At 72.8% G+C, this 11,371-nt stretch carries 10 protein-coding genes; all 10 read right to left on the reverse strand.

The window, feature by feature from the left end:
• Window positions 1-2: 2 nt before the first annotated feature.
• Genes OG379_RS06370 through OG379_RS06415 form a run of 10 tightly spaced genes read right to left on the reverse strand, consistent with a single transcriptional unit; the run spans window position 3 to window position 11,348 of the window.
• A complete protein-coding gene (locus tag OG379_RS06370; RefSeq protein ID WP_405660221.1) occupies window positions 3-794 on the reverse strand; it encodes an alpha/beta fold hydrolase in 792 nt (263 codons plus the stop codon).
• Window positions 791-2,176 carry a DUF6182 family protein gene (locus OG379_RS06375; protein ID WP_405660224.1) on the reverse strand — a complete coding sequence of 462 codons (1,386 nt, stop codon included), beginning with the start codon at window positions 2,174-2,176 and terminating at the stop codon, window positions 791-793. Before OG379_RS06375 ends, OG379_RS06370 begins: the two co-directional genes overlap by 4 nt.
• Window positions 2,173-3,309 carry a hypothetical protein gene (locus OG379_RS06380; RefSeq protein WP_405660226.1) on the reverse strand — a complete coding sequence of 379 codons (1,137 nt, stop codon included), beginning with the start codon at window positions 3,307-3,309 and terminating at the stop codon, window positions 2,173-2,175. Before OG379_RS06380 ends, OG379_RS06375 begins: the two co-directional genes overlap by 4 nt.
• Window positions 3,306-4,742, reverse strand: coding sequence for an NAD(P)/FAD-dependent oxidoreductase (locus OG379_RS06385; protein WP_405660229.1), 1,437 nt, complete (start codon window positions 4,740-4,742; stop codon window positions 3,306-3,308). Before OG379_RS06385 ends, OG379_RS06380 begins: the two co-directional genes overlap by 4 nt.
• Entirely contained in the window at window positions 4,739-5,605 is an 867-nt protein-coding gene (locus OG379_RS06390; protein ID WP_405660232.1) for a class I SAM-dependent methyltransferase, read from the reverse strand. The genes OG379_RS06385 and OG379_RS06390 overlap by 4 nt, the downstream gene beginning before the upstream one ends.
• Window positions 5,602-7,302: a GH3 auxin-responsive promoter family protein gene (locus OG379_RS06395; RefSeq protein ID WP_405660235.1), complete on the reverse strand. Its 1,701-nt coding sequence runs from the start codon at window positions 7,300-7,302 to the stop codon at window positions 5,602-5,604. The genes OG379_RS06390 and OG379_RS06395 overlap by 4 nt, the downstream gene beginning before the upstream one ends.
• Window positions 7,299-7,928 carry a hypothetical protein gene (locus OG379_RS06400; RefSeq protein WP_405660238.1) on the reverse strand — a complete coding sequence of 210 codons (630 nt, stop codon included), beginning with the start codon at window positions 7,926-7,928 and terminating at the stop codon, window positions 7,299-7,301. Before OG379_RS06400 ends, OG379_RS06395 begins: the two co-directional genes overlap by 4 nt.
• Complete coding sequence (gene aroC, locus OG379_RS06405) at window positions 7,925-9,139, reverse strand: chorismate synthase (RefSeq protein WP_405660241.1); 1,215 nt, start codon at window positions 9,137-9,139, stop codon at window positions 7,925-7,927. Before aroC ends, OG379_RS06400 begins: the two co-directional genes overlap by 4 nt.
• On the reverse strand, window positions 9,136-9,987 hold the full coding sequence (locus OG379_RS06410; protein ID WP_405660244.1) for a prephenate dehydrogenase/arogenate dehydrogenase family protein: 852 nt from the start codon (window positions 9,985-9,987) through the stop codon (window positions 9,136-9,138). Before OG379_RS06410 ends, aroC begins: the two co-directional genes overlap by 4 nt.
• Window positions 9,984-11,348: a class II 3-deoxy-7-phosphoheptulonate synthase gene (locus tag OG379_RS06415; RefSeq protein WP_405660247.1), complete on the reverse strand. Its 1,365-nt coding sequence runs from the start codon at window positions 11,346-11,348 to the stop codon at window positions 9,984-9,986. Before OG379_RS06415 ends, OG379_RS06410 begins: the two co-directional genes overlap by 4 nt.
• Window positions 11,349-11,371: the final 23 nt, after the last annotated feature.

The following is an 11,371-nucleotide window of genomic DNA, read 5'->3' on the forward strand; positions in this document are numbered from 1 at the left end:
CTCTACCGTCCTCCTCCTGCGGTGCGCAGCACGGCTGCGGCGTCCTCGTGCAGCGCGGTGAGCAGTTCCGTGGTCGGGCCGGGGGCTTCGAGCGGCGGGAGGTGGCCGGCACCGGGCAGGACGACGAGCGTCCCGCGCGGCAGGGCGTCCGCCGCCGCACGGCCTTCGGCGACCGAGACGAGTTCGTCCTCGTCGCCCACGACCACCAGTGCCGGCACGTCGGTCGCGCGCAGGACCTCCAGCGAGTCGGGCCGCGAGGCGATGGCCCGTTGCGCCCAGGCGACCGCCTCGGGGCGGGCGGTCCGCGCGGTCGCGAGGAGCTCGGCGAGCATCGTGGGATGCCGGTCCCGGCTGGTGGCGCCGAGCAGGGCGGGCGTGGTGGCCTCGACCAGCCGGTCACGCGTGGCGTCGCCCCGCATCCCGTCGGCGAAGGCACGGCGCCGGACTGCCGCCTCGGGGCTGTCGGCCGTGGCACGGGCGGACAGCAGGGCCAGCGCACGGACCCGTCCGGGGTGGCGGCGCAGGAACGCCATCGCCGTGTAGCCGCCCATGGAACAGCCGGCGAGAACCACGTGGTCGATGCCCCGCCGGTCCAGTGCGGCGGCGAGGTCGTCGGCCACGACGTCGAGGGAGGGCGGCGCCGAGCCCAACGGCTGCTGCCCGAAGCCTCGTTGGTCGAGAGCCAGGACCCTGTGCCCGCGGGCGGTCAGGGATCGCGTCTGGGCCCTCCACATCGAGGAGTCCAGGGGCAGCGCGTGCAGGAGGACGATCGGCGTCCCGTCGGAAGCGCTCACCGGCCCGCGCTCCGTTCGGCGGCGGCGAGGAACGCGGCGACTTCCGGGGGCGGCGGGGTGTGCCGCAGCCGGGCGAGGGAGACCGGGGCGGGCGGGAGGTCCGGCACGGGGACGACCGTGATCCCGGGCGGCACGATCGCCTCCAGCGACCGGAACGACAGGTGCAGGGCGTCCGAGCCGCCGAGGATCTCCACCATGTCGGCGACGCTGCCCATGGGGTGGACCCGGCGGATCGGCGCTCCCCCCGGCGTGCGGGGTGGCACGACCTGGTCCCAGACGTAGGGAGGGAAGTCGCCCGGGCAGCGGAAGGCGTCGTAGGCGGTGATGTCCTCGATCGAGACGGACTCGTGGCCGGCCAGCGGGTGACCCGTCCGGACCAGGACGGCTCTGCCGTCGAGAGCGACCGTCCGGCTGGTGACGATGTCCGGTTCGTCCAGCGCGAACTTCACGAGTACGAAGTCCAGTTCGCCGGCCCGCAGCAGCCGGAACGGCTCCCGGACGTTGTAGGGCACGTAGCTCACCCGCTCCTCCTCGTACCCGGCCGCGGCGACGATCTGCCGGGCCTGGTGGGGCGAGCCGTGGACTCCGATGCGGAGCGGGCGGGCGACGGTGGAGGGAGGGGCTTTCGGCACTTCGGTTCTCCTGGGAGGCGTCAGTCCGGCGTATGCCCGGAGCTCGTGGGGATTGCGGCCGTCGGTGTCCACGCGCAGGGCCGCGTAGGGCGTGGGCAGTTCCGTCAGGCGTGGTACCGAACGCAGGGTCAGGCGGTCGCCGGGTCCGACCGTGCCGTCGATGACCGCCTCGGCCAGCAGGTGTCCGAGGTGGACCAGTGCGTCGGAGACGGTGAGGTGCTCCGTGGCGAGGTACAGGTCGCGGTGGACCGGCTCACGGCCGGGGTCCCGTGCCGTGCCCGGGACGTCGATGGTGACGGGCCGCCAGGCCGTCAGCGGACGTCGTCCGCTGAACGTCTTCAGCAGCCTGCGCAGACCGGTCGTGGCCTCGTCCGGCAGCGGCCCGGCCCAGGCTGCCGACCCGTCGGCGGCGATGTGCGTGAAGGTGAACCGCGGGCTCAGGTTGTCGGGACGCCCGGCCAGGTAGACGGTCCGGGTCAGGGAGCGGCGCCAGGCGTCGGCCTGCTCCGGCGGCAGGGACAGCACGAACGCGCAGGTCTCCGCCGCCCAGGAGGCGAGCCGGAGGTCGCGGACGACGGCGACCGCCGACACCCCGCCGGTGCGGCCGAGCGCGGCGTCGTCCTGGATCCGCTCCTTCGCCGCGAGCAGGGAGTGCGGGGTGACCGGGTTCACGCGGGCCGACAGGTCGGGGCGTGCGGCCCGGAGGCGCTCGCCCGCAACGGTCAGCAGCAGGTCCGGGGGAAGGGTCATAGGTACACCGTGGAGAGGAGGTCGCGGTCGATGGTGGGGCGGGCCCGGGCCGTCAGGGACGAGGTGAGCCGGTAGGGATCGACGTGGGTGTGGTCACGCCGGTGCCGGCGCAGGTCGTCCACGAGCGCCGGAACCCCGGCCCCGCGCTCGCTGGTCCGGCGCAGCAGCCGGCGCGCCCGGTCGAGGCTCCTCCGGAGGAGGTCGGTGCGGAAGGACTGCGCCTGTCCGGGGCCGAGGACGGCGACGAAGTAGAGCCGTACGCCGAGGCGTCGTACGTCCTCGTCGTCGTCCGTGCCGACGGCCTTGAGCAGGGCGCCCGCCGTGTGGTCCTGCCAACCGCCGTGCCGCGCGGATCTGATCGTGCCGTCGATGGGCACCCGACCGATCGGGACCCGGTGCACCTGGGGCCCCAGCCGGTTCAGCACGAGCTGCAGCAGCCGGTAGTCCGCGCCGAGCTCCGTGTCGTACAGCAACACGACCTCGTCGTACGCGGGTGCCATCGGCAGCAGTTCCCGCAGGGCGCAGGCGAGGTAGTTCGGGCGGCCCTCGGCCGTCACGATCTGGCGCAGTGGCAGGCCGTGCCGGGTGGCGTCGAGGTACACGGGGCCGCCGCTGGAGCGCTGGTCGAGGCCCAGGCCCAGGGCGACGAGCCGCTCGATCATCTCCTCCGTGCCGATCCCGGGTGGCTGATGGGCGGTCAGTCCGGGGTCGTGGAGGCCGAGCCGGGCGTAGTGCCCGCTCCACAGTCGCAGGACGCGTTCGCCGGCCGGGTGCACCCAGCCGTTGCTCTCCACCTCGTGCGCGTAGGGACGCAGGGCGGCGGCCGGTGGCGGTGGGCCGGCCCGGAACCGGATGTACAACTCACCGATCTCTTCCTCGGAAAGGGAGGCGTAGGGCAGATCCTCCTGGGTGCGGTCGAGGAACTCCCAGAACCCGAGGGTCTGCTCGGTGAGGTGGTAGGTCGTGGGGCTGTAGCGGTAGGTCACGTCGGCGAGGGGCGCGGTGGCCCGGAACATGACGTCGGTCCACAGCAGGCCCTTGAGGTGACTGGGAGTCAGCGGTTTGGCCGGGGTGACCGTGACGGGTGCGAGCAGCACCTTGCGACGCGCCTCGGGGGGATGCGGTGCGGTCATGCGTACGCCTCGTTCCGGACGGCGGTGACCAGTTCCTCCCGGGTCGGCGGGGGCGGCGCGGCCACGGCCGGTGCGGGGGCCGTCCGTACGCGCCGCCGGAACACCTCGTCGTCGAGGACGTCCTCGACGGTCTCCAGGCCCATCAGCACACGGGTGAGGCCGCGCCACACGGCCCCGTCGGTGGAGGCCGCCCGGGCGACCTCCGGCAGTGCCGGACGGGCGGACTCCGGTGCGGCCGGCGGCGGGCTTCCCGTGACCCTCGCCTGCCACAGGGCCGTCCGTGCCGTGTCCTCGCGGACGGCATGCTCGTACCACGACCGGTAGACGCCGTCAGCGATGCGTGCGGCACGTTCACCCTGCTCCTCGGCCGCCGGCTCGTCCTCCAGGAACTCCGCGAGCAGGAACGCGTGCCGCAGGGCCAGCGACATGCCCCGGCCGAACAGCGGGTCGGTGACGCACGCGGCGTCCCCGACCGGATACAGGCCCGCGATCGGTCCGGCGCCGGCGTCGGGGGCGCAGCACAGCTTGTTGGGCGGAAGGGTCATGGGGCGCACCTCACTGATCGCCTCGCCCACCATGGGATCCACCCAGGCGGCGAGGTGCGGCGAAAGACGGGCGACCGCGGTGAACGGGCCGGGGTGCCGCATGTCCGTCGTCTCCGGATCCGCGGTCGGCACGCCGAGGGTCAGGGCGTACGTGTCGTTGTCGGCGAGGTGCGCGACCGCCGCGTAGTGGTCCCAGATGCCGCCGGCCGCGTTGCCGCGGTTGAGCGGTCCGGGCAGCGTGCCGGGAGACCTGAGCCGGTAGAAGCGGGTGAAGGCGCGCACCCGGGTGGGCGCGGTCCGTTCAGGCGCCGGGGACAGTCCGGCGGCGGTGAGCCAGGACCGGGAGGCCGCCCGGCGTCCGGTGGCGTCCACCACGGCATGCGTGGGGATGATCACGCCGTCGCCGGTCACCAGGCCGGTGACCCGGCGCCCCGACGGCGTCGTGCGCAGGGCCACGACCGTGACGCCGTGGCTGATCCTGACGTTCGGCAGCGACCGCAGCACCTGGCGCAGGACCAGCTCGAAGACCGGACGGCGCACGGCGAGGGCCACGAGCTCCTCGTCGCCCGGCCGGCGGACCCCGTCGTCGGCCCCCGCCGGCAGCGCCCGCGTGAGGTCGAGCATGCGTGCTCCGGCCTCCGAGGCCGCGTCGAGCACCTGCGGAGCATGGGCTCTCAGCACGCGTACGCCGAGCGAGGTCAGGACGTGGGAGTGACCGCTCTGCGCGACGGTGGGTCTCCTCCACAGCTCGGCCGCCTTCTCCGGCGGTCCGTCCGGTGGCACCGGCGCCTGCTCCAGCACCCTGACGGACAGGCCTCGCAGTGCCAGGGCGAGGGCGGTGGCGAGCCCGGCCACACTGCCGCCCACCACGACGACAGCCCGGGTCACCGGCGTCGGCCGTGCACGAAGAACACCCGGCGCACGTCCTTGACCGCGCGGTCGGGGACCGGGTCCGGCCAGCGGCCGAAGTGGGCACCTGGCTCACCGGGCTGGACCGCGGCCACCTCGAAGCCGTACCGCTCGAAGAGCGCCTCGGGCTCGTCGCTGCCGAAGAGCCAGGGGCACCCCCAGCCCTCGAAGACGTCCAGGAGGGGCCGCATGTGCGGGAGGGAGAGGGCCGCGGAGTTGACGAGGTCGGCGGCGATGCGGCTGCCCGGGGCGCAGAAGGCGGCCACCCGCTCCAGCATGCGGTCGGTGTCCTTCTCGGGGATGTAGTACAGCAGCCCTTCGAGGAGCCAGGTGGACGGCAGGTCCGGGTCGTATCCGGCATCGCGGAGCCGGTCCTCCCAGTCGTCCGCGGTCAGGTCGACGGCCACCGTGACGTGGTCGACGCGCGGGCCGGTTCCCCGCAGGCGCTCCTCCTTGAAGGCGAGCACCGACGGCCGGTCGACCTCGAAGTACCGCAGGTGTTCCGGCCAGGGCAGCCGGTAGGCACGGGAGTCCATGCCGGCCGGGGCCACGACGAGCTGGGTCATCCCCCGCTCCTGGACGGCCTCCTGGAGGAGGTCGTCGAAGAACCTGGTGCGGATCGCGTTGTAGTCCGGGGTGCTGGGCACGCTCCGCTGCCGGCCGGGCGGGAACGTCGCGGCACGGATCTCCGCCAGGAGCCGGGGGCCTGCGTCCCCCACCAGCGCGGCCGCATACGGGTCCGTGTAGAGCCGGTCCTCGCGCCGGCTCTCGGCGGCGCGCAGGGCGGCTGTCAGCAGGGCGGTCTTCTCCACGGGGGCGGCGGGATCCTGGACGTGCGTCATGTGCCCTCTCCTCGTAGTGCGTCGGACGCGGCGATCAGTCGCCGCCACTGGCTCTCGTCCTGCCGGAACAGCCGGTCCTTGACCTGGGTGGGCCGGACACCGTCCGCCACGCGGGCGTGCCATTCGCTATGGAAGGCGTCGGGGTGCAGCAGCAGGAGCCGCGCGGCGCCGAGCCGCCTCTCGCGCAGGGCTCCGGCGTATCCCGGGGACTCGGCGGCCAGCTCCGTGTCGAGCAGCCCGGCGAACCGCACGGTCTCGGACGCCAGCCACGGAGACTGCGGGGCCACTGCGAACACGTACCGGGGCGCTTGGCCCGCCACTTCCTCCACCCGGCACGACACGCCCCTCAGCGCGAGGCCGGTGCTCGCGAGTGCCTGTCCCAGCGCTCTCACCACCTGGGCCTCGCGCAGGCGTTCCCCGGCCGCGTCCGACCGGGTGGCCCGGCCCGCGTACAGGACCCGCGGCACGCCCCGGACACGGTCCACCACGCGGACGACGTCCCCGACGGCGTACCGGTAGAGGCCTCCGACGTGGCTGAAGAGCACGTGGTAGTCGCGGTGCGGTTCGAGTTCCTCCGCCACGAGCGTCTCGGTGCCCGGGCCGAGGTCCTCGTCGGCGTCCACGAACTCGTACACGGCGGCGGAGGGGACGAGGCTGCCCGCGGCGGGATGCCGGTCGAGCGGCACCGCCACCGGCCCCTCCGACGCGGCCACCGGCGCGGGCAGGACACCGACTCCGGCCCCGAACCGCTCACGCAGGCCCGGCATGTACAGGGAGGCCACCCCGGTCGTCCAGCCGAACAACGCCCGGACCTGTGGCCAGACGTGAGCCGGGCTCGGCTCCCCGAAATGGTCGGCGAGGAACTCCAGTCGGGCGGCGCGCTCCGGATCGGGGGCTCCGTACGGCACTCCGCCCAGCGTCCCGTCGCGGACCTCCTTGACGATGCGCGGCCACCACAGGCCGAGCTGGTAGGGCACGGCCGCGATCATCGCCGGATTGATCCCGATGAATCCCCGCACGTCGCTCTGCACCGCCAGCCTCAGCCGCAGGTACATCTTCTCCAGGTGGTCCTCGGGGGCTACGTCCACGGGAAGGGTGGACCACGGGGCGGCGGTGCCCAGTTCGGCGGAGAGCGGTTCGCCGAACGCCGTGCCGAAGTCGACCTGGCTGGCTCCCACATGGGGGCGGCCGCTGCTCGTGACGGGAGGAACGGCGAGCGGATCGTGTTTGAGGTTCAGCACCGCGTCCGGACGCTCCATGAGCTCCGGGACACTCTCGATCAGCGGCGCCCAGGCCGCGTAGTAGAAGGGGAAGAAGACGGTCTTCATGAAACGGCGGGTGACCGGGACCTTCTTGTGGTCCCCGGTGCTTCCGCTGCTGGTGAAGTACACCACCGGCGCGTCCGCGGTCAGCAGGTTCGGCTCTCCGGCCGCCATGCGTTCGATCAGCGGGGCGTGCGCGGCGTAGTCCTGGACCGGCACCGCCGCCCGGAAGTCCTTCAGGGTGCGGATCGCGGCGAAGCCGTGACGGCGTCCGAACTCCGTGTCGCCGTTGAACTCCAGGAGATCTGCCAGCACGTGCTGTTGATGCCTGCTCAGGTCGTCGAGGCCGGCGCTCAGCCGGGCCCGCTCGGCGAACACCCGCTCCCGGTAGCGGTCCGCGTGGCCGGGTGTGCCCCAGCCCTGGGCGCTGCTCATGCCGCGAGGACCTCCCGCACGGCCGCGGCGGTCGCGGCTCTTCCGGAACGCTCCTCGACCACCGTGACGGGCAGTCCTCCCGTTTCCTCCAGCAACAGCTTTCCGAGGTTCTTCTGATAGCTCTCGAAACCGAACCACTCGGGCCGGTCGCCGAAGTACTCGAGGGGGTTGAGCCGGGATCCACGTCCCGAGCGACGCCAGGCGGTCTCGGGCGAGACGTCGAGATAGATCACCTCGCGCGGCTGGGGAAAGGAACGCCACCAGGTGTACAAGGGGTGTCCTTCGAGCCCGGCGAGCCGGCACTTCGCGAGGATCTTGTAGTAGTACGAGTCCATCAGGACGGGCACGTCCGGCTCCTGGCGTTCGAGCTGGTCCTTCAGGTGCACGACGGCGGTACCCAGCAGATTCGCGAGGAAGTCGGCGGAGTACGTGCGGCCCAGGCCCGGGAGTACGTCCCGGACGACGTTCCGGCGCAGCTGCGGGATCAGCCGGTGTTCTCCCGCCACGAGGTCGTCGTCGGTCGACAGGGTCCGCCAGCCGGGCAGCGATGCCGAGAGCTCCGCCATCACCGTGGACTTCCCGGCGCAGTCAGGCCCCAGCAGGACGTAAAACTGACGGTCCGTCACTTCTCGCTCCCTGTCTTCCGATCGCGTGCGTACCGGGGCAGACGGCCGAGGTACGAATGGACGTTGCGCCGTGTCTCGACGACCGAGTCGCCGCCGAACTTCTCCGCCACCGCGTCGGCCAGCACCAGAGCCACCATCGCCTCCGCGACGAACCCGGCCGCCGGCACCGCGCACACGTCGGAGCGCTGATGGTGGGCGGCGGTCGCGTCACCGGTGGCGACGTCGACCGTCCGCAGGGCCCGCGGCACGGTCGCGATCGGTTTCATCGCGGCCCGCACCCGCAGCAGCTCACCGGTGGTCAGCCCGCCCTCGGTGCCACCGGCGCGGCCCGAGGCCCGCCTGAGGCCCTCGGGCGTGCTGACGATCTCGTCGTGCGCCTTCGAACCCGGCACGCGTGCGAGGCCGAAGCCGTCACCCACCTCGACGCCCTTGATCGCCTGGATGCCCATGAGTGCCGCTGCGAGCCGGGCGTCCAGACGCCGGTCCCAGTGGACGTGCGAGCCCAGGCCGACCGGGACGCCGTACGCCAGCACCTCGACGACTCCCCCGAGGGTGTCGCCGTCCTTGTGGGCCTGGTCGATCTCCGCGACCATCGCCTTCGACGCGTCGGCGTCCAGGCAGCGCACCGGGTCGGCGTCGAGCCGCTCGACGTCGGAGGGGGTCGGGTACACGCCGCGGGGCGCCTCGGCGGCGGCCAGCTCCACGACGTGCGAGACGACCTCGATGCCGGCCGTCTCCTTCAGATAGGACCGGGCCACCGCGCCCAACGCGACGCGGGCGGCCGTCTCCCGCGCGGAGGCACGCTCCAGGACCGGCCGGGCCTCGTCGAAACCGTACTTCTGCATGCCCGCGAGGTCTGCGTGGCCTGGTCGCGGCCGGGTCAGCGGGGCGTTGCGGGCCAGACCCCCGAGGATCTCGGGGTCGACGGGGTCGGCCGCCATGACCTGCTCCCACTTCGGCCACTCCGTGTTGCCCACCATGACCGCGACCGGCGAGCCAAGCGTGAGGCCGTGCCGGACACCGCCGAGGAAGGTGACCTCGTCCCGCTCGAACTTCATCCGGGCGCCGCGCCCGTGACCGAGCCGTCGCCGCGCGAGTTGGTCGGCCACCATCTCCGTGGTGACCGGCACGCCGGCGGGAAGACCCTCCAGCGTCCCGACGAGTGCGGGGCCGTGGGACTCCCCCGCCGTCAGCCAGCGCAATCTGCTCAACGCGGTCCACCTGCCCGGCTGCTGTCACTCGCGGAGAGCGCCGCCTGCCCGTCATGGGCGCGTTCGAGCAGATGCCGCAGGTGCTTCATGCTCTCGTCACCGGTCTCTGTCTCCGGCGCCGAGAGGCCGTCCAAGGCGTCGAGCAGGACGGTGAGGTCGGCGCTCACCTCACGGAGCACCTCGGCGACGGCCGGGGCGTTGCCGCGCAACACGTCGCTCCAGGCCTCGGGTCCGGCGGCGGTGGTACGGGTGGCGTCGCGCAGTTCCGGTCCCGTCAGCCGCAGCACCTCCGGCACTGCGGGGTGGAACCGGGCGGCCAGCAGGGCGGCCATCGCGTACGGCGCGTGCGCTGCCCGGGCCATCGCGTGGTCGTGAGCCGCGCTCTTCATCACCACCGGCACAGCACCGCACAGCGCGGTCAGCGCGAGGGCTCGATTGAGGGTTTCCTGGGAGGTGACAGGGGTGGGGGTGAGGACCCAGGGGCGCCCTTCGAAGAGCGCGGCCGACGCGTCCCGCCCCGCGAGGTCCGTCACCGGGTGCCCACCGACGTAGGTGGCCGCGTCCGCGTGGCCGTGGGCGACATCGCGCTCGGGGACCGACTTGATGCCGGCCACATCGGTGTACGCGTACGCCAGACCGCGCCGCTGCCAGGCCGCGAGTGCGGGGCCGACTCCGCTCGGGTGGACGTCGAGCACAGCCAGGTCCACCGGCACCCGCGGGCCATCGGCGTCCGCGTGGGCCGGGTCCTCGGGGAGCAGCAGGACGTGTACGCCGTGCCGTGCCAGGGCCGCCGTCACCGAGGAGGCGATCACGCCGCTGCCCACCACGGCGACTGTGCGGGGCATCATGCGATCGCTCCCTCGGGGCGGTACATCTCGGCGACGAGGAACGCCAGGTCCAGCGACTGGCTGTGGTTCAGCCGCGGGTCGCAGGCGGTCTCGTAGCGCTGGTGGAGGTTGTCGACGAAGACCTCGGCGCCGCCGCCCACGCATTCGGTGACGTCGTCACCGGTGAGCTCGACGTGGATGCCGCCCGGGTGGGTGCCCAGCGACTTGTGGACCTCGAAGAATCCCTTGACCTCGTCCAGCACGTCGTCGAAGCGGCGGGTCTTGTGCCCGGAGGCCGCCTCGAAGGTGTTGCCGTGCATCGGGTCGCTCACCCAGGCCACCGTGGCGCCCGACGCGGTGACCTTCTCGATCAGCTCGGGGAGCCTGTCGCGGACCTTGTCGGCGCCCATGCGGACGATGAAGGTCAGCCGTCCCGGCTCGCGTTCGGGGTCGAGGCGCTCGATGTACCGGAGCGCCTCCTCGGCCGTGGCCGTGGGGCCGAGCTTGACGCCGATCGGGTTGCGGATTCTCGAGGCGAACTCGATGTGTGCGTGGTCCAGTTGACGGGTGCGCTCGCCGATCCACAGCATGTGCGCGGAGACGTCGTACAGCTGCCCGGTGCGGGAGTCGACGCGGGTGAGTGCCGACTCGTAGTCGAGCAGCAGCGCCTCGTGCGAGGAGTAGAACTCGACGGTCTCGAACTCCTCGGGGTCGGCCCCGCAGGCGTGCATGAAGTTCAGCGCCTGTTCGATCTCACGGGCGAGCTGCTCGTAGCGCAGCCCGGACGGGGACGACTTCACGAAGTCCTGGTTCCAGGCGTGCACCTGACGCAGATCCGCGTACCCGCCGGTCGTGAAGGCGCGCACCAGGTTGAGCGTCGAGGCCGACGCGTTGTACATCCGCTTCAGACGCCCGGGGTCCGGGACGCGGGCGGCCTCGGTGAACTCGAAGCCGTTGACCGAGTCGCCGCGGTAGGTCGGCAGGGTCACGCCGTCGCGGGTCTCGGTCGGCTTGGAGCGCGGTTTGGAGTACTGCCCGGCGATCCGTCCGACCTTCACGACCGGGACCGAGGCCGCGTACGTCAGCACGGCGCCCATCTGCAGCAGCGTCTTGAGCTTGTTGCGGATCTGGTCGGCGGACACGGCGCCGAAGGCCTCGGCGCAGTCGCCGCCCTGCAGCAGGAACGCCTCCCCCTCGGCGACGGCCGCCATCCGGGAACGCAGTTGGTCGCACTCGCCGGCGAAGACGAGCGGCGGATAGGACTCGAGCTCCGCGACGACCGCGCGCAGGGCCTCGGGGTCGGGGTACTCGGGCTGCTGCGCCGCGGGCAGGTCTCGCCGGCCCGGGCGGGCCGGGACCGGTTCCTCCGGATAGGCATGCATGACTGGCTCTCCTGTAGCTCAAG

The sequence above is a fragment of the Streptomyces sp. NBC_01166 genome (assembly GCF_045039765.1).
Lineage (GTDB): Bacteria > Actinomycetota > Actinomycetes > Streptomycetales > Streptomycetaceae > Streptomyces.

Excerpts from the sequence above, each read along its gene's own strand:
- OG379_RS06375 (WP_405660224.1), bottom strand. The coding sequence starts at position 2,176 with ATGACCCTTCCCCCGGACCTGCTGCTGACCGTTGCGGGCGAGCGCCTC.
- OG379_RS06415 (WP_405660247.1), bottom strand. The coding sequence starts at position 11,348 with ATGCATGCCTATCCGGAGGAACCGGTCCCGGCCCGCCCGGGCCGGCGA.
- OG379_RS06410 (WP_405660244.1), bottom strand. The coding sequence starts at position 9,987 with ATGATGCCCCGCACAGTCGCCGTGGTGGGCAGCGGCGTGATCGCCTCC.
- OG379_RS06395 (WP_405660235.1), bottom strand. The coding sequence starts at position 7,302 with ATGAGCAGCGCCCAGGGCTGGGGCACACCCGGCCACGCGGACCGCTAC.
- OG379_RS06390 (WP_405660232.1), bottom strand. The coding sequence starts at position 5,605 with ATGACGCACGTCCAGGATCCCGCCGCCCCCGTGGAGAAGACCGCCCTG.
- OG379_RS06380 (WP_405660226.1), bottom strand. The coding sequence starts at position 3,309 with ATGACCGCACCGCATCCCCCCGAGGCGCGTCGCAAGGTGCTGCTCGCA.